This is a genomic window from Neisseria sp. HMSC067H09, assembly GCF_001814135.1.
Classification (GTDB): domain Bacteria; phylum Pseudomonadota; class Gammaproteobacteria; order Burkholderiales; family Neisseriaceae; genus Neisseria.
In genome coordinates, this window is the sequence record NZ_KV814894.1 from 39,756 (window position 1) to 61,233 (window position 21,478).

Sequence of the window (21,478 nt, forward strand, 5' to 3'; positions counted from 1 at the left end):
TAAAACCCGAAAGGTCGTCTGAAAAAGATTTCAGACGACCTTTTGTGTACGGTCCGTTATTTTTGCTTACGCAGTTGCGGGTGGTTTTTCAGATTATCCAAGAGGATGTCAATCATGCGCGGTGCGGTTTGGGCAAGGTCGAAACTTTTGTCGGACGAGAGCCAACGCCAAATCAGACCGTCCAGCATCGATTTGATGAAGATGACCGCCATGTCGGTATCCAAATCTTCGGATAAGGCATGTTGTGCGATGGATTTGGTCAGGACTTCGGTAATTTTCTCGCGCCAAATCGATTGATGTTTATCCGCAATGTCGATGACGGCGGCGTTCTGCTCGGTGTGTTCGCATTTTAAAAACAGGATGCTGTGGAATTTATAGTGGATGTCGTTGGTTTGCAGGCGTGTGAAAAAGTGCATCAAGGTGCGGCGGAAAAGCGACCACTCTTGTTCATCGCTATCGGCCGCGTCCTGATGCATACAGTTTTCGATGTCGTCGCAAATGCGCTGGAAGAGGGCGTCGAACAAGTCTTCTTTGTTTTTGAAATGCCAGTACAACGCGCCGCGCGTCACGCCGGCGGCTTGGGCGATTTCGTTGAGGGAAGTGCGCGCGATGCCTTTTTGGTAGAAGGTTTCCAGCGCGGCGAGCATGAGATGTTCTTTGGTTTTAAGGGCTTCGGTTTTGGTTTTCCGCATGATGCCTGTTTCAAGTTAAGTGGAATGTTGGGGATTATAAAAAATACTTTGTATCCATGCAAGCATGTATGTATAATGACTCCTGTAATTGAGATTGGCTCTCAAGTATAAAATAATTTTTCAGACGACCTGCTCCGGATATTGAGGCAGGTTATTGTTGTTTCGGAACCAAAAATCGGCTATGATGACAAAGTATAGGGTAAAACCTCATAACATTATATAGATAGGAAAAGTAATGGCTTCTTATGCTTCTAAGGTGATGCGCATGGCGGCAATCGCTGCCGCTACTGCGTTGGCTCTTTCGGCGTGTAACAAAGGCACCGATGCGACGCAAGGTGCAAAAGATGGAAAAGGGCAGCAGGCAGCTGCACAAAAAGAAGCTCCGCCCCCTGTGGTCGGTGTCGTTACCGTCCATCCTGAAACGGTTGCCCTGACGACCGAGCTGCCGGGTAGGTTGGAGTCGCTGCGTACCGCGGATGTCCGCGCCCAAGTGGGCGGCATCATCCAAAAACGCCTGTTCCAAGAGGGCAGCTATGTCCGCGCCGGGCAGCCGCTTTACCAAATCGACAGCTCCACCTATGAAGCAAATCTGGAAAGCTCGCGCGCCCAATTGGCAAGCGCGCAGGCAACCCTTGCCAAAGCCAATGCCGACTTGGCGCGTTACAAACCGCTGGTTGCCGCCGATGCCATCAGTAAACAGGACTACGATGCGGCGGTAACGGCGAAACGTTCTGCCGAAGCAAGCGTCAAAGCGGCGCAAGCGGCGATCAAATCTGCCGGTATCAATCTGAACAGGGCGCGCATTACCGCGCCGATTTCAGGTTTCATCGGGCAGTCCAAAGTATCCGAAGGTACGCTGTTGAACGCGGGTGATACGACCGTACTGGCGACCATCCGCCAAACCAATCCTATGTATGTGAACATCACTCAATCCGCGACCGAAGTGATGAAGCTGCGCCAACAGGTTGCCGAGGGCAAGCTGTCGGGCGTGGACGGCGCGATTGAAGTGGGCATCAAGTTCGACAACGGCGAAGTTTATCCTCATAAAGGCCGTTTGCTGTTCTCCGATCCGTCTGTTAACGAAACGACCGGACAAATCACGCTGCGCGCTTCAGTGCCGAACGACAAAAATATCCTGATGCCCGGTCTTTATGTGCGCGTCTTGATGGAACAAGTGGCTGCCGACAATGCCTTCGTCGTGCCGCAGCAGGCAGTAACGCGCGGTACGAAAGATACTGTAACGATTGTGAACGCCAAAGGCGAAATGGAGCCGCGCGAGGTAACAGTCACCCAGCAGCAGGGAACCAACTGGATTATCACTGCGGGTCTGAACGACGGCGACAAAGTCGTTGTGGACGGCACCAGTATCGCCGCCATGAGTGGCGCGAAAAAGGTAACGCCTAAAGAATGGACATCTCCTGAAAATGCGGCGGCATCTGCTGCCGGAGCTGCTCCGAAAGCTGCTTCCGAAGCGAAAAAAGACGTTCAGATGACCTTTGAAGCCAAACCGGCATCTGCGGCTAAATAAGGAAGGCATCCATGGCTAAGTTTTTTATTGACCGCCCCATTTTTGCATGGGTGATTGCGATTTTTATCATCGCAGCGGGTATTTTCGGCATTCAAAAACTGCCGATTTCCCAATATCCGTCCGTTGCTGCACCGACCATTACTTTGCGCGCTACTTATCCGGGCGCTTCTGCTCAGGTAATGGAAGACAGCGTACTGGCCGTTATCGAACGTAATATGTACGGTGTGGAAGGTTTGGACTATATGACGACTTCTGCCAATTCCAGCGGCAGCGGCAGCGTCAGTCTGACGTTTACACCTGAGACCGATGAAGATTTGGCGCAGGTGGACGTGCAGAACAAATTGTCGGAAGTGTTGTCCACATTGCCGTCTACCGTACAGCAATATGGTGTAACCGTATCTAAAGCGCGTTCCAACTTCTTGCAAGTGGTCATGCTTTCTTCTGAAAAGCAATCCATTGAGGAAATGAACGATTACGCCCAGCGCAATATCATTCCTGAACTGCAGCGTATCGACGGGGTAGGGCAGGTACAATTGTTTGGTGCGCAACGCGCCATGCGTATTTGGGTTGACCCGAAAAAACTGCAAAACTACAACCTGTCTTTTGCAACGGTAACCAATGCGCTTGCGACACAAAACATTCAAATCTCAGCAGGCTCCATCGGTTCTTTGCCGGCGGCTGCAGGTCAGACCATTTCGGCGACCGTTACAGCGCAAGGTCAGCTGAGCACTGCTGAAGAGTTCGGCAACATCATTTTGGTATCCAATACTGACGGCTCGAACGTCTATCTGAAAGACGTTGCCAAAGTCAGCTTGGGTATGCAGGACTATTCTACTTCTACACGCTTGAACGGCGTGAACACCACCGGTATGGCAGTGATGCTGTCTAACAGCGGTAACGCTTTGGCAACGGCGACTGCAGTAAAAGAAAAAATGGCGGTTTTGCAGAAGTATTTTCCAGACGGCATGAGCTGGAAAGTTCCTTACGATACTTCCAAATTTGTGGAAATTTCGATTGAGAAAGTGATCCATTCGCTTTTGGAAGCCATTGTTTTGGTATTCTTAGTGATGTATCTCTTCCTGCAAAACATCCGCTATACGCTGATTCCGACCATTGTTGTACCGATTTCCCTGTTGGGCGGTTTTGCCTTTATCTCATACATGGGTATGTCGATTAACGTATTGACCATGTTTGCGATGGTATTGGTGATCGGTATTGTGGTCGATGACGCGATTGTGGTCGTTGAAAACGTTGAGCGTATTATGGCGAGCGAAGGTCTGTCGCCTAAGGCTGCAACCAAAAAAGCGATGGGTCAGATTTCCGGTGCGGTAATCGGTATTACTGCCGTGTTGATGTCTGTATTTGTGCCGCTGGCGATGTTTAGCGGTGCAACCGGTAACATTTACAAACAGTTTGCCCTGACCATTGCGGCATCGATCGGCTTCTCCGCATTCCTTGCTTTGACGCTGACTCCGGCATTGTGTGCCACCATGCTCAAACCGATTCAGAAGGGTCATCACGAAGAGAAAAAAGGTTTCTTCGGTTGGTTTAACAAAAAATTTGACAACTGGACACACGGCTATGAAGGCTGGGTTGCCAAAGTCTTGCGCAAGACTTTGCGCATGATGGTTGTCTATATTGGTTTGACTGTTGTGGGCGTATTCCTGTTTATGCGTCTGCCGACTTCCTTCTTGCCGTCTGAAGACCAAGGTAACTTGATGTTGAGCGTACAATTGCCTGCCGGTGCAACCAAAGAGCGTACCGATGCAACTTTGGCTCAAATCACTCAACTGGCAAAATCTATACCTGAGATTGAGAACATTATTACCGTTTCCGGCTTCAGTTTTTCAGGCTCCGGTCAAAACATGGCTTTGGGCTTTGTCATTCTGAAAGATTGGAGCGAACGTACTGCTCCGGGCAGCGATGCGACTTCTATTTCCGGTAAGTTGACCGGTATGATGATGGCTACGCTGAAAGACGGTTTCGGTTTGGCGATTGTGCCTCCAGCCATTATGGAATTGGGTACAGGTTCCGGCTTGACGATTTACCTGCAAGACCGTAACAACAGCGGCCATGCTGCATTGTTGGCCAAGCGCAATGAGCTGATTGACAAAATGCGCAAAAGCGGTTTGTTTAACCCAAGTACCGTTCGTGCGAGCGGTTTGGAAGATGCGCCGCAGTTGAAAATCGACATCAATCGCTCTGCCGCAGCTGCACAAGGTATTTCGTTCTCTGATATCCGTACTGCTTTGGCTTCTTCTTTGGGTTCGTCTTATGTAAACGACTTCCCGAATCAAGGCCGTCTGCAACGCGTGATGGTACAAGCTGATGCGAGTGCCCGTATGCAGCCTGCCGATATTCTGAACTTGACCGTGCCGAATAAATCCGGTGTTGCCGTACCGCTTTCTACCATTGCTACTGTTTCTTGGGTAAACGGTATGGAACAAAGCGTCCGCTTCAATGGTTATCCTGCAATGGAGCTTTCCGGCTCGCCTGTTAATGGCGTATCTTCCGGTCAGGCCATGGCTGCGGTACAGCAAATGGTTGATGACATGGGCGGCGGTTACAGTCTGGAATGGGGCGGCCAGTCTCGTGAAGAGGCCAAAGGCGGCTCGCAAACCGTCGTGTTGTACGCATTGGCCGCTGCCGCTGTATTCTTGGTATTGGCTGCTTTGTACGAAAGCTGGTCTATCCCGTTGGCAGTTATCCTTGTGATTCCGTTGGGCTTGATTGGCGCGGCATTGGGCGTTACGGGGCGCAATATGTTTGAAGCGCTGCTGGGCAGTATTCCGGCATACGCCAACGATATCTACTTCCAAGTCGGTTTCGTTACGGTGATGGGTTTGAGTGCGAAAAACGCGATTTTGATTATCGAGTTCGCCAAAGACCTGCAAGCGCAGGGTAAGAGCGCGATTGAAGCCGCGCTTGCCGCCGCACACCTGCGTTTCCGTCCGATTATCATGACTTCGTTCGCCTTCATCTTGGGCGTGGTACCGCTCTATGTTGCCAGCGGTGCCAGCTCCGCCAGCCAACGTGCGATTGGTACGACCGTGTTCTGGGGTATGTTGATCGGTACGATTCTGTCTGTGTTCCTTGTGCCTTTGTTCTATGTGGTTGTGCGCAAATTCTTTAAAGAAACCGCACACGAGCATGAGATGGCCGCCAAACACGCCGCTGAAGCCGGCATGATTGAAGACGGTAAACACGATTCAGACAAGCACTAAAGCAAAGGCCGTCTGAAAATTTTCAGACGGCCTCAAAATGCTAAAGGATTCTAAAATGAAGAAGATTACATTCAAACCTGTACTGACCGCCGTTGCCGCTGCTGTGGCTTTGTCGGCCTGTACCATGATGCCGAAATATGAGCAGCCTCAAGTTGCCGTTGCCGATACGTTTAAATACGATACTGTTGACGACGGTATCCGTGCCGCTGAATTGGGTTGGCAGGATTACTTTGCCGATCCGCGCCTTCACCGCCTGATCGACATCGCATTGGAACGCAATACCGATTTGCGCACAGCCGCACTGAATGCGGAAATCTACCGCAAGCAATATATGATTGCGCGTAATAATTTGTTGCCAACCGTCAATGCTAGCGGTACAGGTTCGCGTCAAGGCAGTTTGAGCGGCGGCAGCGTCAGCAGCCAATACAGCGTGGGGTTGGGCGCGGCTTCTTATGAGCTTGACCTTTTCGGCCGTGTCCGCAGTACCAGCGAAGCCGCGTTGCAAGGTTATTTCAATGTTGCCGCCAACCGCGATGCCGCGCATCTGACCCTGATTTCTACCGTTGCCAAAGCCTACTTTAACGAACGCTACGCCGAAGAAACCATGGCATTGGCACAACGCGTATTGCAAACCCGTGAAGCGACTTACAAGCTCTCGCAATTACGCCATAAGGCTGGTGTGATTTCCGCCGTTGATTTGCGCCAACAGGAAGCCCTGATTGAATCGGCCAAAGCGGATTACGCCTCTGCGGTGAAAAACCGCGAGCAAGCGCGCAATTCCTTGGCTATGTTGATTAATCAACCTTTGCCCGAAGACCTGCCTGCCGGTTTGCCTTTGAGCAAACAGTTCAAATTGACCAAACTGCCTGCCGGTTTGAGTTCGGATGTGTTGCTTAACCGTCCGGATATCCGTGCGGCCGAACACGCGCTCAAACAAGCCAATGCCAATATCGGTGCGGCACGTGCGGCGTTTTTCCCACGTATCAGCCTGACCGGTTCTGTCGGTACCGCTTCCGGCGAGTTGAGCGGCCTGTTTAAGAGCGGCACGGGTATTTGGGCTTTTGCACCATCCATCACTCTGCCTATCTTTGACTGGGGCACAAACAAAGCCAATCTTGACGTAGCCAAACTACGCCAGCAGGCACAAATCGTTGCTTATGAAGCCGCTGTTCAATCCGCATTCAAAGATGTTTCCAATGCGTTGGTTGCGCGTGAACAGTTGGATAAAAGCTATGAAGCGTTGAGCAAGCAAAGCCGCGCCTATAATGACAGCCTGCGCCTCATCAGCCTGCGCTACAAACATGGCGTATCCAACGCCCTTGACCTGCTTGACGCAGAACGCAGCAGCTATGGCGCAGAAACCGCTTTGCTTGCCAACCAGCTCACCCGCCTCGAAAACCTCGCCGACCTCTATAAAGCACTCGGCGGCGGTTTGAAACGCGAAACCGTTAGCCAACCTGCCGCGCAGCAGTAAGACTGTTCGAGACCTTTGCAAAAATAGTCTGTTAACGAAATTTGACGTATAAAAATGTGCCAAAAAATTTCAATTGACTAAAACCTTCCTAATATTGAGCAAAAAGTAGGAAAAATCAGAAAGGTTTTGCATTTTGGAAATGAGATTGAGCATAAAATTTTAGTAACCTATGTTATTGCAAAGGTCTCTGTTCGAAATAAGCGGCATTAAAAACGTCGTCTGAAAACCGGATATCCAGTTTTCAGACGACGTTTTTATATTTTGGCATGGATACAATATGGATGGACTGGGCTAGCAGGCAGGTATCTAGGAGTTTGAGCTTACGGCAATTTTTAAGTATGACTGACAATCTGAGGTCAGGATTCCTGTTTGTGCAGAATAAATATGATTAGGTATTTCCTATTACGATTCACGATATAAAAAGGTCGTCTGAAAACTTCAGACGACCTTTGCTGTTTGATTATACGGTTAGCTGCCCATCAATTTCAAACGCTGACCTGGGGTAACGGTTCGGGTATTTTTATTCCAGCGGCGGATATCGTTGACATCTACGTTAAAGCGGTTGGCAATTGTATTGAGCGTATCGCCTCTGCGGACTGTATAAGAAACATTTTGAATGTTATTTTTACGGGTTTTGACCGGAGCCGCGCTAACGCGTAACAGCTGACCCTTGCGGATATTGCTGCCTTTGATGTTGTTGGCCACAATCAAATCGGCAACGCTTAAATTGTAGCGTTTGGAAATATTGAACAGGGTATCCCCATCAGCTACGCGGTGCATACCTGCCATAGTTGTCGGCTGGGCAGATGATTGATTATTTGCCCTCGCCAGTCGTGCTTCAGTACGGCTTTGATGCTTGGCAATATTTTCGGCAATACGTTCGCTGCGTGCTTTGGCTGCATCAACTTCTTGATGAAGCGTATCGATATTTTGAGCAACAGTGGTTTGATCCTCTTCTGCTTTTTGCAGGCGTGAGTCAACATCGGCAAGCAATACCATCATTTGGTCAGGTTCTTCGACTGCTGAAGGAGCGGAAGGAGTAGCTGATTTTGCCGATGCCACGACCTGAGGTTCTGTTAAGGTTAAGGCAGGTTGTGCAGGCTCGGCCGCCGCAATGACAGTTGTGTCCGTAGCAGGTTTGGCTTCCGTGGATTGTACGGTTTGAACGCGTTCTACACGGGGTTGGGCGGTTGTAACGGCATCGGCGGCGATAGGGGCAGTTGCAGCTTTGGTATTGGCAACAAAATCAAAGGTTGTTGGAGCAGGTTCTTGTGCAACCGTATTGGCAGGGGCGACGACTTTTTTGACTGTATCGGTTTTGAGTTCTGCCGTTTGAATCGGAGCCATTGTCGGCATATTCGAACGGTAGGTATCCGGAGTATTGTCAGTATCGATGAAATTAATCATATCCTGTTTGGTAGCAGTATCGGTTTGTGCAACCAAAATGGTACGTCCTTCAGACAGCGAATTGCCGTTTAAGCCGTTCAGTCGTTTGATTTCGGCAACGCTCATCCCGGTTTCTGTCGCAATCGTGTTCAGATTGGTATTGCGGGCCGAGGTATAAGCATTGAAAGAGAGCAGTGTCTCGGGGTTTGCATTGCGGTAATTTTTTTCGAATGCGGATACGGCGGAAACGGGCAGCAATAATTTGCGGTTGTTTTTCGGGATGAAGACAGGTGCGTTGAAGGCAGGGTTCAATGTCAGCAGCTCGCTCTCGCTGATATTGGCAAGGCGGGCGATGGTGCTGTTGTCGATGGGTTTGTCAATACTGACTGTTTGGAAATAAGGCTGATTAGTGATTTCACTGATATTCATGCCGAAAGTCTGGGGGCTGGCGACAATATTGCGGACAGCCAGCAATTTGGGAACGTAGTTGCGTGTCTCGTTCGGCATACGCAGGTTTTCGTAAGTGGGTTCCAGGCCTTGTGCGCGGGCACGGTTGACGGCGCGGCCTACATTGCCTTCGCCCCAGTTGTATGCAGCCAAAGCCAAAGACCAGTCGTTAAACAGCCCGTGCAGATATTGCAGGTAGTTCAGCGCGGCGTCGGTCGCGGCATATACGTCGTGGCGGCCGTCATACAAAGGTGTTTTTTCCAAGCCGAAATGACGGCCGGTTGCCGGCATGAACTGCCACAGGCCGGATGCGCCGACGTGGGATTTGGCTTTGGTGACGAATGCACTTTCAATGAAGGGGAGGAGTGCGATTTCGGCGGGCATATTGCGTTTTTTTACTTCGGTTGCAATATGGTACATATAAGGTTTGCTGCGCGTGATGGTGCGGTCGAAATAGGCACCGTTTGCGGCGAATTTGCTTTCGTGGCGGCGGACCAGCTCGGAATTGACTTCGCTCATGCGGAAGTCTTTTTTCAATGAAGCCCACAGGCTGCCGGAACCGAAAGTTTTGGCTTTGGCTTGGTCGAGAAGGGCAGAATTGAGCCGCATCATTGCCATACCTGTTTGGTTGGGAGTGGCGTTTTGTGCGGCGGCCGCGCCGGAAACGGCGGATAAACCGGACAGCGTCAGGGCGATGGTTTTCAGTTTTGCCATAGTAGTCAATTATCAATATATATTATTCAGTCTCCGCGATGTTACTGTCTGATTCATGTGAACGTCAAGGATATGAGGGTAATTTACATATGACTGGAGCTTAATGATAAAATTTGTCGCGAAAATACGGCGGTTTGCGTATATATGCCGTTAAAATCAGATTAAGCAAAAGAACATGCTATAAAGAACATCCTATGATTTCCAAAAATTCCTCCCTGCTCGATTTCGACCGCGCCCACTTGCTTCATCCCTATACGTCCATGACCGCCCCGTTGCCTGTGTATCCGGTGCGCCGTGCGGAGGGCGTGCATATCGAATTGGCGGACGGTACGCGGCTGATTGACGGGATGTCGTCTTGGTGGTGTGCGATACACGGCTACAATCATCCCGTTTTGAATCAGGCGGTTGAGGCGCAGATTAAGCAAATGTCGCATGTGATGTTCGGCGGTTTGACGCACGAGCCGGCGGTGGAGCTGGGCAAATTATTGGTCGGGATTTTACCGCAGGGGCTGGACCGTATTTTTTATGCGGATTCGGGTTCGGTTTCGGTGGAAGTCGCGCTGAAAATGGCGGTGCAATACCAGCAGGCGCGGAGTTTGACGGCGAAGCAGAATATCGCGACGGTGCGGCGCGGGTATCACGGCGATACTTGGAACGCGATGTCCGTCTGCGATCCGGAAACGGGGATGCACCATATTTTCGGCAGCGCGTTGCCGCAGCGTTATTTTGTCGATAATCCGATAAGCCGTTTCGACGATGAATGGGATGAGGCGGATTTGCAGCCTGTTCGCGCCTTGTTTGAAGCGCATCATGCGGATATCGCCGCCTTTATTTTGGAACCGGTCGTGCAGGGCGCAGGCGGCATGTATTTTTATCATCCGCAGTATCTTCGCGGTTTGCGCGATTTGTGCGACGAATTTGATATCGTGTTGATTTTTGACGAAATTGCCACCGGATTCGGGCGCACGGGCAAGATGTTTGCTTGCGAACACGTGGAGGTCGTGCCGGATATTATGTGTATCGGCAAGGGCTTGAGCGGCGGCTATATGACGCTGGCGGCGGCAATCACTTCGCAAAAAGTCACCGAAACGATTTCGCGCGGCGAAGCGGGCGTGTTCATGCACGGCCCGACCTTTATGGCGAACCCGCTGGCGTGTGCCGTTGCCTGCGCTTCGGTCAAACTGCTTTTGTCCCAAGATTGGCAGGCAAATATCCGCCGCATCGAAAGCATCCTGAAAGGTCGTCTGAAAACCGCATGGGACATTCGCGGCGTGAAAGACGTGCGCGTTTTGGGTGCCATCGGCGTGATCGAGCTGGAAAAAGGCGTGGATATGGCGCGTTTTCAAGCGGACTGCGTGGCGCAGTGCATTTGGGTGCGCCCATTCGGCAGGCTGGTATACCTCATGCCGCCTTACATCATTTCAGACGACCTCTTGACCGAACTTGTCGACAAAACCGTACAAATCTTGAAGGAACACAGTAAATGAAAGGCGTTTACTTCGTCAGCGGCATAGACACGGACATCGGCAAAACCGTCGCCACCGGTATGTTGGCAAAACAATTGTTGCAGCGGGGCAAAAGCGTGATCACGCAAAAGCCCGTGCAAACCGGTTGCCAAAACATCGCCGATGACATCGCCGTCCACCGCAAAATCATGGGCATACCCATGCAGGAAGCCGACAAACAGCGGCTGACCATGCCCGAAATCTTCAGCTATCCCGCCTCGCCCCACCTCGCCGCCCGTCTGGACGGCAGGACTTTGGACTTGGACAAAATCCGCACCGCCACGCAGCAGCTAGCAGCACAATACGAAATCATCTTGGTCGAAGGCGCGGGCGGATTGATGGTTCCACTGATGGAAAACCTGTTGACCATTGATTATATTCAGCAACAGGATTATCCCGTCATTCTTGTTACCAGCGGACGGCTCGGCAGTATTAACCACACCCTGCTCAGCTTCGCCGCACTCAAGCAATACGGCATCAGCCTGCATAGCCTGATTTTCAACCACATCCACGACAGCCGTGACAAACACATCGCCCAAGACAGCTTGGCATATCTAAAGGGTCGTCTGAAAAAAGATTTTCCCGATGCGGAGTGGATGGAGTTGGATAAGGTGGAGACGGACGAAAGGTCGTCTGAAAACGATTAACACATGAAACACATCAATCTAAATCCCATGAATCCCCTTTTGAATTGGCAAGACAAACTTCCCGACGAACTGCCGCAGGGCTGGAACGAACGCGCCGCCGCCTTGTGCCAAGCGCAATCGCTGACCACCGCTTTACGCGCCTTGGGCGGCAGCTTTACGGTAAAAGTGCTGTATATGGGCGAATTGGACGGGCTGGGTAATTCATCTGGCGAAAACCATGCCGAAACCGCCGCCCCGCAATTTGTCCGCGATGTTTTGCTGCGTTTGGACGGCGTTCCCGTCGTACAGGCGCGCAGCGCGTGCAGCCTGCAATCGCAAGCCTGGCGCGGCGTATTGGATTGCGGCACGCAGCCTTTGGGCGAGCGGCTGTTTGACGGCACGTTGCCGCTGAAGCGTTCGGCGTTCGAGTTTTGCCTGATGGAAAACGCCGGCGGTCAGGACGATTTCAGACGACCTGTCGCCGCCCGCAGGTCTTATTTTGATTGGGATGGCGAGGTGTTGGAACTGACGGAATATTTTTTGGCGGGGTTGGCGCGGATCGTGCGCTAAACGTCGCGGCAATATAAGGAAAGGTCGTCTGAAACGGTTTTCAGACGACCTTTTTAATCTATTACAATTTCACCGAATGCTCGCGCGTTTCGTGGAACACGATGTCCGGCCAGCGTTCTTGCGTGAGTCCCAAATTCACGCGGTTGGGGGCGAGGTAGGCGAGGTTGCCGCCTGCGTCTATCGCCAGATTGCCCGCATTGGCTTTTTCAAACTCCGCCAGTTTTTTCTTGTCGTCGCACGATACCCAGCGTGCCGACCAGATGGATGCGTTGTCGAACACGGCTTCTACGCCGTATTCGTTGGCGAGGCGCGAGGTAACGACTTCAAACTGCAACACGCCGACCGCGCCCAAAATCAAATCTGCGCCGCTCATGGGTTTGAACACCTGCACCGCGCCTTCTTCGCCGAGCTGTTGCAAACCTTTTTGCAGTTGCTTGATTTTCAGCGGGTTTTTGATGCGGACGCTGCGGAACAGTTCGGGCGCGAAGAAGGGGATGCCGGTGAACGCCAGTTGTTCGCCTTCGGAGAAGCTGTCGCCGATTTGGATGTTGCCGTGGTTCGGGATGCCGATGATGTCGCCTGCGTAGGCTTCTTCCACCAGCTCGCGGTCGTGCGACATGAATGTAACCACGCTGGAGGCGGCGATTTCGCGGTTGATGCGCAGGTGTTTCATCTTCATGCCGCGCTCGAATTTGCCGGAGCAGACGCGCAAGAAGGCGATGCGGTCGCGGTGTTTCGGATCCATATTGGCTTGGATTTTAAAGATAAATCCAGAAAATTTCGGCTCGTCAGGCTCGACCATGCGCACGGTCGCGTCGCGCGGTTTCGGCGCGGGCGCCCAGTCAATCAATGAATTGAGGATTTCCTGAATGCCGAAGTTGTTAATCGCCGAACCGAAGAACACGGGCGTGAGTTCGCCAGCGAGAAATTCGTCGAGATTGAACTCGTTGGAAGCCGCCTGCACCAATTCGATTTCGTCGCGCAACTGCTGGATTTCCAGCGGAAAGCGTTGTTCCAGTTCGGGATTATTGATGCCTTTGATGATGTCGAACTCGTGCGGCAGGCGTTCGCCGCCCGCTTCAAAGAGATAGATTTCGTCGTTCAGGATGTGGTACACGCCCTTGAAGTTTTTGCCCATGCCGATAGGCCATGTGACGGGTGCGCAGCGGATTTTTAAAATATTTTCCACTTCGTCCAGCAATTCCAAAGAATCGCGTACTTCGCGGTCGTATTTGTTCATGAACGTCACAATCGGCGTATTGCGCAGGCGGCAGACGTTCAAGAGTTTGATGGTTTGCGCTTCCACGCCTTTTGCCGCGTCGATGACCATTAATGCGCTGTCCACGGCGGTTAAAACGCGGTAGGTGTCCTCGGAGAAGTCTTGGTGTCCCGGCGTGTCCAAGAGGTTGACGGTGTGGTCTTTGTAGTCGAACTGCATCACGCTTGATGCCACGGAAATGCCGCGCTGCTTCTCGATTTCCATCCAGTCAGAGGTGGCGAATTTGCCGGTTTTCTTGCCTTTTACCGTACCCGCGCTCTGAATCGCGCCTGAAAACAACAACAGTTTTTCGGTCAGCGTGGTTTTACCCGCGTCGGGGTGGGAGATGATGGCAAACGTGCGGCGGCGGCGCACTTGGTTGAGGATTTCTTGGGACATGGGCTTTCTTTGCAAAAAGGTTCAGGCCGCTTTTCCGACGGCCTGAGGAATGGTTGAGATGGCGGGGATTGTACAAAAAAACATTAATCGGTTCAATGATTAGGGGATAAAAAAGGTCGTCTGAAAGCTTTTCAGACGACCTTCTCTTGGATCGGCATCTTGTTTATTCGGTAATTTCTTCGACTATGGGGCTGTAAGTAGCACCGTCAAAGGTGGGCATAGGCGGGGGCAGCAGGTTGTTGAGGGTTAGGGCGGCGGGGTTCAGGGTAGGGTAGCCGCTAAAGGTTACGGTGTAGCCGCCGTTGGCAGTGCTGTGGATTTTGGCATGTGCACCCAAGGGGAAGGTGCTTTTATTGGTAATGTGTCCGAAGGGGAAGCCTGTCAGGACGGGGACTTTGGCGGTGCGTGAGACGTGGTTGACGACAGCGGAGAAGTCGTAGCTTGAGTCGTACACATCGCGGATGGTGCCCATACGGAAGTCGCCGAAGATGATGGCGCGTTGTTTTTGCAGGATGCCTGCAAGATAAAGCGTGTTCAACATGCGTTCGATGCGGTAGGGTTGTTCGCTGACGTCTTCGACGAACAGGATGCCGCCTTGGATGTCGGGCATATAGGGCGAGCCTGCGAGGGAGGCTAGGACGCTGAGGTTGCCGCCCCACAAAGTGCCCTCGACGTTGATGTTGGCGCGTTGGATGGTGGGAACGTCGATAATGTTGACGTTGTTGGTGGTGCCGCGGATGAACGAATCCATGGTGAAGACGCTGGGTTCGGGTTTGCCGAATTCGCTGTAAACCATAGGGCCGGCGAAGCTTGCCATATTGCCTTTGGCGAGCAGGGCGAGTTGGACGGCGCAAACGTCGCTGAAGCCGAAGAACAAGGTGCCGCGTTCGCGCATTCTGGCGCCGAGTGAAGCGAAGTCGATTTGCGGCAGGATGCGTGCCGCGCCGTAGCCGCCGCGCAAGCCCATGAGGACTTTGGGTGTTTCAACGCGGCCGGTGGCGACCTCTTGGAAGTCGGCGGCACGTTGGGCGTCGGAGCCGGCGAAGCGTTGATAGCGTCGGCTGCCTGCTTGTTGGTTGGTCACGGTAAAACCTGCGTTATAGAGGCGGGTCAAGCCTGCGTTGACGCGGTTGGGGTCTTCGGCAAAGCCGGAGGGGGCGACGACGCGGAGGAGGTTGTCGCCGGAGCGTGGGGGATGGTTGGTTTTGGGCTGCACGGGTTGGGCTTTCGCTGTGTTGCCGGTTTGAGTGGACGGGGTGACGGTAGTGCCGGTGCCGCAGGCTTGCAGCAGTCCGGCTCCGGCTGCGGCGGAGCAGGCGCGGAGGAAATGGCGGCGGGAGGTTTGCCAAGTCATATGGTTTCCTTTGGTTGGGTTTCAGACGACCTTGTCGGCAGGGTCGTCTGAAAATTGGTTGATATGCGGTATCCGATACGCCTATTGAGGTCGTCTGAACGTTACGCCAGCAGGGCTTTGACTTGTTCCGTCCAGTGGTCCGGCAGGGTCATGCCGTGTTCGCGGACGGGGGCTGCCCAAATCGGGGCGGGAAAGTTGGCATCGTTTTCAAAGCGGGCGATGACGTGCCAATGCAGATGGGGGACGACGTTGCCCAGGCTGGCAAGGTTGATTTTGGCGGGACGGAATACCTGGCGCATGGCGGCTTCGACTTTATACACCATTTCCATGATTTCGGCGCGTTCGGCGGCTGAAAGGTCGGTCATCTCGGCGATGTGGTCGTTCCAGATGACGCGGCAGAATGCCGGGGCTGAGGCTTCGTTGTGGACGGCGATGACGCGCAGGTTTGGGGTTCGCAGCAAAATGTCTTCGTTGTCTGCGGTGCAGATGGGGCAGGTCATGGGTTTTCTCGTTTGGATATGAGGGAACGGTTTGTCGGAAAGGAGAAAGGTCGTCTGAAAACTTAATCCATCGTTTTCAAACGACCTTCGATGATTTTATTTTCCGCGCATCAGCTCGAAGAAATCGTCGTTGTTTTTGGAATCTTTGAGTTTGCCCACCAAAAATTCGGTGGCCTCGATTTCGTCCATCGGATGCAAGAATTTGCGTAAGAGCCACATGCGCTGCAACTGGTCGTTCGGTACCAGCAGCTCTTCGCGGCGTGTGCCGGATTTGTTGATATTGATGGCGGGGAACAGGCGTTTTTCCGCCATGCGGCGGTCGAGGTGCAGCTCCATATTGCCTGTACCTTTAAATTCTTCGTAAATTACGTCGTCCATGCGGCTGCCGGTTTCTACCAAAGCGGTCGCAATAATGGTGAGCGAGCCGCCTTCTTCTACATTGCGCGCTGCGCCGAAGAAGCGTTTGGGGCGGTGGAGGGCATTGGCATCTACGCCGCCGGTGAGGATTTTGCCGGAGGTCGGCACGACGGTGTTATAGGCGCGGGCGAGGCGGGTAATCGAGTCAAGCAGGATGACCACGTCTTTTTTGTGTTCCACCATACGCTTGGCTTTTTCAATCACCATTTCGGCCACTTGAACATGGCGCTGCGCCGGTTCGTCGAAGGTGGAGGAAACCACTTCGCCGCGCACGGAACGGCTCATTTCGGTAACCTCTTCCGGACGTTCGTCAATCAACAAGACAATGAGTTCGACATCGGGATAGTTGGCGGTAATCGCGTGGGCGATGTTTTGCAGCATCACGGTCTTACCGGTTTTCGGCGGCGCAACCAACAGGGCGCGTTGTCCGCGACCGATGGGGGACACTAAATCAATGGCGCGGCCGGTAAGGTTTTCTTCAGCTTTAATGTCGCGCTCGAGTTTGAACTGTTTAGTAGGGAAAAGCGGGGTGAGGTTTTCGAAGAGGATTTTGTGTTTGCAGACTTCGGGATGATCGCCGTTGATGCTGTCGAGGCGGACGAGTGCAAAATAACGTTCGTTGTCTTTGGGTACGCGTACGCTACCTTCGATGGTGTCGCCCGTATGCAGGTTGAAGCGGCGGATTTGCGTGGGTGAGACGTAGATGTCGTCGGGACCTGCGAGGTAGGAGGTGTCTGCGCTGCGTAAAAAGCCGAAGCCGTCGGGCAGGATTTCGAGCGTGCCGGAACAGGTGAAGCTTTCGCCCTGCTTCATCATTTGTCGGACAATGGCGAATACGAGGTCTTGTTTGCGGAAACGGTTGGCGTTTTCAATGCCGTGTTCTTCTGCCATTTCCAAGAGTTTGGAAATGTGTAGGGTTTGTAGTTCTGAAACGTGCATGATTTTTGACAGTTGTATTGGAAAAGAATGGAATTCGGAAGACAGAGGTCGTCTGAAAAGAATGGTGTACGGAATGTACGGTGATTTTTGAGAAACCTGAATTGTAGGCAGTCGGAGGGCGGGTGTCAAATTTAGGCGGGGCAAGGTTTGTATGGCATAGGTTTTGTTGCATGGCCGGCAACATTGAATTGAAAAAGTCGTCTGAAATAGGTTTCAGACGACTTTTAGGAGAAACAACGATCTTCTACTGAAAGATTAGTATTTGTTCAGACGACCTTGGGGGAAAATACTGCGATAGGCGGTGTATATGCCGATCATTGCTACAGGGTAGAGAACCAGGTAAGTAATCAATAAGAAGATGAAGAACAAAATAAGGAAAGGGCCGGAGAGCGCGGTTGATTGCTGTATTGATGCTTCTGTTGCAAATGCGGAAATCATGACTATCATAAATATGAACCAAAACGCGATACCGATACCCAGCCAAATTAAGCCGTATACCAGCAGGGCTGGGATATTGCGGCGGCAGGCATTGAAGCTGGCCTTAATAGCGGCAACAGGGTTCATATCCTCCAACATGACAAAGGCGGGAGCCAGCCAAAACATCATGGAGTAAATGGCGATAATAACCAACAGGATAATAAATAAAATCGGAAAGGCCGGCATAAAGTCTGCCCTTAAGAAATTTCCGTTGGCGAATATGCTGAAAGGAATAACAACGGCCAAAGCTAAAAGCAGGCATACGACGATACTCAGCAGTAAAAGAATCAGGAATGCTCCGCTTTTTTTAATCGAAAATCCGGCAAACAGAGAGCCGAAGTTGAAATTCTTACCTTGCGCGGTTTGGGCTGCAAGCAGCACGATGCCACCGAGGAAACAAAAGCCTACCCAATAGAAAAACAGATTGAAGAGCAATTCTCGGATTATTATGGTTGAGGTGAAATCATTGAAATTATTGAAATCAGCGGGCGGGCTTTCAATGCCTAGCAAACCGAATAGAAAACCTACCGCGATAGGAATAAGGCTGATTAAAATAATTGCGCCCATCCATTTGAATTTGTTTTTACTGAAAATACGCCATGAGTCGGTAAACCAGCTTACCCCTTCGCCTGCGCGTAGACGTTTGGGTTCGTTGACGGAGTTTTGGGGGGTGATAGGGTGCTGGGAAGGTTGCAGTGTTTCCATAAAAATAATTTCCAAGTTTACAGATGAGAAAGGCTATCATTATATCATAAGTGTATATGGTTATTTGTTGAGAGTTTGACAAAAGGTCGTCTGAAAATTTTTCAGACGACCTTTGTGTTTGGCATGAGGCAGTTTATAGCGTACCAAGATAAATTGCAGATGGGTTATTGGGCGATATGTTTCGAAATCTATCGGCAGACGGTTTTCTGTTTTGGGAAGGATACGCTTAAAGAAACGTTGGCGGCTTGCTGTCTGTCAGCTGAACCAAAAGCGGAAAACCAAATAAAAAACCAATGCCAACACGCCCGCCCAAACGATCAGCATAAATCCTGCAACGGCCTGCCCTAATCGGTAAACGGGATTTTTACGTTCGTCTTCAGGCAGGGAAGGTTGGGTGTTTTTAGGTTCGGTCATGTTGTCGGCTCCCGTCGGTAATCGGATAAAGGCGTAAGGTTACGCCGTGGTGGGGAAAGATTCAAGTTTGCTGCATTTTTACAGTGAGACCTTTGCAAAAATAGTCTGTTAACAAAATTTGACGCATAAAAATGTGCTAAAAAATTTTCAATTGGCTAAAACCTTTCTGATATTGAGAAAAAAGTAGAAGAAATCAGGGAGGTTCTTCATTTTGAAAATGGTATTGAGCATAAAAATTTAATAACTCATGTTATTGCAAAGGTCTCACAGTGGGATTTCTTTAAGAAGCCTGTTGCCGTCATGGCGGGCTGTTCCGCTATAATCCTTGTTTTCCGAATATCTTTCTTTAAAGAGAGGGGGATATGAAAATCCGTACCAAAATCTGCGGTATCACCCGCCCCGAGGATGCCCTTGCCGCCGCCGAAGCGGGCGCGGATGCCGTCGGGCTGGTGTTTTACTCGAAAAGCAAACGCGCGGTAATGGCGGCGCAGGCGAAGGAAATCGCGGCGGTGCTGCCGCCATTTGTGTCGGTGGTCGCGCTGTTTGTGAACGAGCAGTCGGACGTTATCCGCGAAATCCTGCACCAAGTGCCGATAGACGTGATTCAGTTTCACGGCGACGAAGACGATGATTTCTGCCGTCAGTTTGACCGGCCGTATCTCAAAGCCGTGCGCGTGCAGTCCGCCGCCGATATTCAGACGGCCTGCGCCAAGTTCCCCAACGCGCGCGCGCTGTTATTCGACGCTTACCATCCGACCGAATACGGCGGCACGGGGCAGAGTTTCGATTGGACGATGCTGCCGGAAGATTTGGGCAAACCGTGGATTTTGGCGGGTGGGTTGACGCCCGAAAACGTCGCCGATGCGGTGAAAACCAGCGGCGCGGCGGCGGTGGACGTGTCCGGTGGGGTGGAAAGCTCGGCAGGGATTAAAGACAAGAAAAAAATAGCGGCGTTTGTGGCGGCTGCAAAGGTTGTCTGAAAACTGAAAATCTGATTTTCAGACGGCCTTTGTTGATAAAGGAATGAGATGGAACGTTATTCTGTACATTTGAAACTGCTGGGGATGGCGGTGTTGTGGGGTGCGTCTTGGCCGATGGGGCGGATGCTGGGGCAGTCGCTGCCGCCGCTGACGGGCGGGGCGGTTCGGTTTGTGTTGGCTTCGTTTTTGTTGTTGGGCTGGTTGTTTGCGCGCAGCAGGTTTGCGACCTTGGCGGCTTTGTCGGCACGGCAATGGCTGGGCTTGACGGTGGCCGCTTCCGTCGGAGTGTGCGGCTATGCGGTGTTTTTCATGCTGGGTTTGCAGGCGATGCCGGCGGGTAAGGCGGCGGTGGTCGTGGCGGTGAATCCCGTGCTGACGCTGCTGCTGGCGGCTTGGCTTTTCGGCGAACGTTTAAACGCGAAGATTTTGGCGGGTATGCTGCTGGCGGTCTGTGGTGCGATAACGGCGGTAACGCAAGGGCAGCCGTTGACGGTGTTGTCGGGCGGCATCAAGGCGGGGGAGTGGCTGATTTTCGGCTGTGTGGTCTGCTGGGCGGCTTATACTTTAATCGGACGTGCGGTTTTGCGCGGGATAGACGCGCTGACGGTAACGGCGGCAACGTCGTTCATCGGCGCGCTGATGTTGTCGGCGGTAGCGTTGTGGACGGACGGACTGCCGTTTGATGCAATGGCGGCGATGGATGCACGCGGTTGGACGGCATTGGCGTGGCTGGTCATCGGCGCAACGGTATTGGCCTACGCGTGGTATTTCGAAGGCGTGAAGACTTTGGGCGCAGGCAGCGCGGCGGCGTATATTACGTTGGTGCCGATTTTTGGTATGCTGTCTTCGGCGTGGGTTTTGGGCGAACCGCTGCATATTTCGCTGGTTGCGGGCTGCGCGGCGGCAGTCGGCGGCATGACGCTGATGCGGTACGGGCAGAAGGTCGTCTGAAAAGGCGGCAACCGGCTGCTTTGTGTTCAATATTTTTTATTAAGGAAATCATGATGTCTGCCCCGCTTGAAATCGAAACTCACCCTTTTCCTGCCTTGCTGCCGCCGCAGGCGACGGTAATGATGATGGGGACGTTTCCGCCCAAGGAAGACAAACGCGCGATGCAGTTTCATTATCCGAATTTCCAAAACGATATGTGGCGCGTCTACGGGCTGGTGTTTTTTAATGATGCGGCGCATTTCCAAAGGTCGTCTGAAAAAGCGTTTGATGAGGAGAAAATCAAGGCGTTTTTGCGCGAACGGGGGATTGCGTCCTGCCCGACCGTGTTGAAGGCTGTGCGGGAACACGGCAATGCGTCCGACAAGTTTTTGCAAGTGGTCGAAACCATCGATTTGGCGGCGGTGTTGGCGCAGATGCCCGACTGCCGACATATCTGCACTACCGGCGGCAAGGCGACGGAAGTCCTGCTCGATATTCAGGGCGGCGGTATCAAAATGCCGAAAACGGGCGAAACCGTGCCGTTTCCGTTTGCCGGACGGGATTTGACCCTAACCCGCCTGCCGTCCACTTCGCGCGCTTATCCTTTGAGTTTGGCGAAAAAGGCGGCGGCGTATCGGGCGTTTTTCGAAATGGCGGGTTTGGTATAAGGTACTTATACTGTATTTACATCCTGCCTGTGCAAGGATGAGTTGCCGTGGGGTACATACTTGGAGGTTTTAAGATACGGATGTTTGAGAAACAGTTTCTTAAATTCAAACATGGCTTCCCGCCTGTGCGGGAATGACGGCAGGCAGAGGGTGCCTTATTATTAAAGGTCAAATGAACCGTTATAGTGGATTAACTTTAAACCAGTACGGCGTTGCCTCGCCTTAGCTCAAAGAGAACGATTCTCTAAGGTGCTGAGGCACCAAGTGAATC

Annotated in this window: 17 protein-coding genes; 9 read left to right on the top strand and 8 right to left on the bottom strand. The window is 52.1% G+C overall.

What is annotated here, in order from left to right; translation table 11 throughout:
* Window positions 1-56: 56 nt before the first annotated feature.
* Window positions 57-692, bottom strand: coding sequence for a multidrug efflux system transcriptional repressor MtrR (mtrR, locus tag HMPREF2954_RS04090; protein WP_003764635.1), 636 nt, complete (start codon window positions 690-692; stop codon window positions 57-59).
* A 235-nt stretch (window positions 693-927) separates the two neighbouring features.
* On the opposite strand from mtrR, the gene HMPREF2954_RS04095 reads away from it, so the two are divergent.
* From HMPREF2954_RS04095 to HMPREF2954_RS04105, 3 genes are read left to right on the top strand one after another with little or no spacing between them, the layout of a single operon-like run.
* Window positions 928-2,220: an efflux RND transporter periplasmic adaptor subunit gene (locus HMPREF2954_RS04095; RefSeq protein WP_009311020.1), complete on the top strand. Its 1,293-nt coding sequence runs from the start codon at window positions 928-930 to the stop codon at window positions 2,218-2,220.
* Window positions 2,221-2,231: 11 nt separating this feature from the next.
* Window positions 2,232-5,444, top strand: coding sequence for an efflux RND transporter permease subunit (locus HMPREF2954_RS04100; RefSeq protein ID WP_045073952.1), 3,213 nt, complete (start codon window positions 2,232-2,234; stop codon window positions 5,442-5,444).
* Between the two features lie 55 nt (window positions 5,445-5,499).
* Entirely contained in the window at window positions 5,500-6,918 is a 1,419-nt protein-coding gene (locus HMPREF2954_RS04105; RefSeq protein ID WP_141744898.1) for an efflux transporter outer membrane subunit, read from the top strand.
* A 468-nt stretch (window positions 6,919-7,386) separates the two neighbouring features.
* On the opposite strand, the gene HMPREF2954_RS04110 is transcribed toward HMPREF2954_RS04105, so the two are convergent.
* A complete protein-coding gene (locus HMPREF2954_RS04110) occupies window positions 7,387-9,465 on the bottom strand; it encodes a lytic transglycosylase (protein WP_070689014.1) in 2,079 nt (692 codons plus the stop codon).
* 194 nt (window positions 9,466-9,659) lie between these two features.
* Between HMPREF2954_RS04110 and bioA the strand changes: the two genes are divergently transcribed.
* Genes bioA through HMPREF2954_RS04125 form a run of 3 tightly spaced genes read left to right on the top strand, consistent with a single transcriptional unit; the run spans window position 9,660 to window position 12,166 of the window.
* The gene (gene bioA, locus HMPREF2954_RS04115; RefSeq protein ID WP_045073960.1) at window positions 9,660-10,952 is read left to right on the top strand and encodes an adenosylmethionine--8-amino-7-oxononanoate transaminase; all 1,293 of its coding nucleotides are present in this window, start codon (window positions 9,660-9,662) and stop codon (window positions 10,950-10,952) included.
* Window positions 10,949-11,617, top strand: coding sequence for a dethiobiotin synthase (bioD, locus tag HMPREF2954_RS04120; RefSeq protein WP_045073962.1), 669 nt, complete (start codon window positions 10,949-10,951; stop codon window positions 11,615-11,617). The genes bioA and bioD overlap by 4 nt, the downstream gene beginning before the upstream one ends.
* A 3-nt stretch (window positions 11,618-11,620) precedes the next feature.
* Entirely contained in the window at window positions 11,621-12,166 is a 546-nt protein-coding gene (locus HMPREF2954_RS04125) for a chorismate--pyruvate lyase family protein (RefSeq protein WP_052673333.1), read from the top strand.
* Between the two features lie 61 nt (window positions 12,167-12,227).
* Here HMPREF2954_RS04125 and HMPREF2954_RS04130 read toward each other — a convergent pair whose 3' ends face one another.
* The 6 genes from HMPREF2954_RS04130 to HMPREF2954_RS12670 form a co-directional block, all read right to left on the bottom strand.
* The gene (locus HMPREF2954_RS04130; RefSeq protein ID WP_045073965.1) at window positions 12,228-13,823 is read right to left on the bottom strand and encodes a peptide chain release factor 3; all 1,596 of its coding nucleotides are present in this window, start codon (window positions 13,821-13,823) and stop codon (window positions 12,228-12,230) included.
* A 163-nt stretch (window positions 13,824-13,986) separates the two neighbouring features.
* Window positions 13,987-15,177: an LD-carboxypeptidase gene (locus HMPREF2954_RS04135; protein WP_070689015.1), complete on the bottom strand. Its 1,191-nt coding sequence runs from the start codon at window positions 15,175-15,177 to the stop codon at window positions 13,987-13,989.
* Window positions 15,178-15,278: 101 nt separating this feature from the next.
* Window positions 15,279-15,677 (bottom strand): HIT family protein, encoded by a 399-nt coding sequence (locus HMPREF2954_RS04140; RefSeq protein WP_045073970.1) that lies wholly within the window; start codon window positions 15,675-15,677, stop codon window positions 15,279-15,281.
* A 96-nt stretch (window positions 15,678-15,773) separates the two neighbouring features.
* Window positions 15,774-17,033, bottom strand: a complete 1,260-nt coding sequence (rho, locus tag HMPREF2954_RS04145; protein WP_003741568.1) for a transcription termination factor Rho — start codon at window positions 17,031-17,033, stop codon at window positions 15,774-15,776.
* Between the two features lie 255 nt (window positions 17,034-17,288).
* Window positions 17,289-18,215: a BPSS1780 family membrane protein gene (locus HMPREF2954_RS04150; protein ID WP_045073972.1), complete on the bottom strand. Its 927-nt coding sequence runs from the start codon at window positions 18,213-18,215 to the stop codon at window positions 17,289-17,291.
* 255 nt (window positions 18,216-18,470) lie between these two features.
* Window positions 18,471-18,629: a hypothetical protein gene (locus HMPREF2954_RS12670; RefSeq protein WP_045073975.1), complete on the bottom strand. Its 159-nt coding sequence runs from the start codon at window positions 18,627-18,629 to the stop codon at window positions 18,471-18,473.
* Window positions 18,630-18,991: 362 nt separating this feature from the next.
* Between HMPREF2954_RS12670 and HMPREF2954_RS04155 the strand changes: the two genes are divergently transcribed.
* Genes HMPREF2954_RS04155 through HMPREF2954_RS04165 form a run of 3 tightly spaced genes read left to right on the top strand, consistent with a single transcriptional unit; the run spans window position 18,992 to window position 21,207 of the window.
* The gene (locus HMPREF2954_RS04155; protein WP_045073978.1) at window positions 18,992-19,609 is read left to right on the top strand and encodes a phosphoribosylanthranilate isomerase; all 618 of its coding nucleotides are present in this window, start codon (window positions 18,992-18,994) and stop codon (window positions 19,607-19,609) included.
* 48 nt (window positions 19,610-19,657) lie between these two features.
* Window positions 19,658-20,560: a DMT family transporter gene (locus tag HMPREF2954_RS04160; RefSeq protein WP_045073981.1), complete on the top strand. Its 903-nt coding sequence runs from the start codon at window positions 19,658-19,660 to the stop codon at window positions 20,558-20,560.
* A 53-nt stretch (window positions 20,561-20,613) separates the two neighbouring features.
* Entirely contained in the window at window positions 20,614-21,207 is a 594-nt protein-coding gene (locus HMPREF2954_RS04165; protein WP_045073983.1) for a DNA glycosylase, read from the top strand.
* The last annotated feature ends 271 nt before the right edge of the window (window positions 21,208-21,478 follow it).

Excerpts from the sequence above, each read along its gene's own strand:
- mtrR (WP_003764635.1), bottom strand. The coding sequence starts at position 692 with ATGCGGAAAACCAAAACCGAAGCCCTTAAAACCAAAGAACATCTCATG.
- HMPREF2954_RS04095 (WP_009311020.1), top strand. The coding sequence starts at position 928 with ATGGCTTCTTATGCTTCTAAGGTGATGCGCATGGCGGCAATCGCTGCC.
- HMPREF2954_RS04100 (WP_045073952.1), top strand. The coding sequence starts at position 2,232 with ATGGCTAAGTTTTTTATTGACCGCCCCATTTTTGCATGGGTGATTGCG.
- HMPREF2954_RS04105 (WP_141744898.1), top strand. The coding sequence starts at position 5,500 with ATGAAGAAGATTACATTCAAACCTGTACTGACCGCCGTTGCCGCTGCT.
- HMPREF2954_RS04110 (WP_070689014.1), bottom strand. The coding sequence starts at position 9,465 with ATGGCAAAACTGAAAACCATCGCCCTGACGCTGTCCGGTTTATCCGCC.
- bioA (WP_045073960.1), top strand. The coding sequence starts at position 9,660 with ATGATTTCCAAAAATTCCTCCCTGCTCGATTTCGACCGCGCCCACTTG.
- bioD (WP_045073962.1), top strand. The coding sequence starts at position 10,949 with ATGAAAGGCGTTTACTTCGTCAGCGGCATAGACACGGACATCGGCAAA.
- HMPREF2954_RS04125 (WP_052673333.1), top strand. The coding sequence starts at position 11,621 with ATGAAACACATCAATCTAAATCCCATGAATCCCCTTTTGAATTGGCAA.
- HMPREF2954_RS04130 (WP_045073965.1), bottom strand. The coding sequence starts at position 13,823 with ATGTCCCAAGAAATCCTCAACCAAGTGCGCCGCCGCCGCACGTTTGCC.
- HMPREF2954_RS04135 (WP_070689015.1), bottom strand. The coding sequence starts at position 15,177 with ATGACTTGGCAAACCTCCCGCCGCCATTTCCTCCGCGCCTGCTCCGCC.
- HMPREF2954_RS04140 (WP_045073970.1), bottom strand. The coding sequence starts at position 15,677 with ATGACCTGCCCCATCTGCACCGCAGACAACGAAGACATTTTGCTGCGA.
- rho (WP_003741568.1), bottom strand. The coding sequence starts at position 17,033 with ATGCACGTTTCAGAACTACAAACCCTACACATTTCCAAACTCTTGGAA.
- HMPREF2954_RS04150 (WP_045073972.1), bottom strand. The coding sequence starts at position 18,215 with ATGGAAACACTGCAACCTTCCCAGCACCCTATCACCCCCCAAAACTCC.
- HMPREF2954_RS12670 (WP_045073975.1), bottom strand. The coding sequence starts at position 18,629 with ATGACCGAACCTAAAAACACCCAACCTTCCCTGCCTGAAGACGAACGT.
- HMPREF2954_RS04155 (WP_045073978.1), top strand. The coding sequence starts at position 18,992 with ATGAAAATCCGTACCAAAATCTGCGGTATCACCCGCCCCGAGGATGCC.
- HMPREF2954_RS04160 (WP_045073981.1), top strand. The coding sequence starts at position 19,658 with ATGGAACGTTATTCTGTACATTTGAAACTGCTGGGGATGGCGGTGTTG.
- HMPREF2954_RS04165 (WP_045073983.1), top strand. The coding sequence starts at position 20,614 with ATGTCTGCCCCGCTTGAAATCGAAACTCACCCTTTTCCTGCCTTGCTG.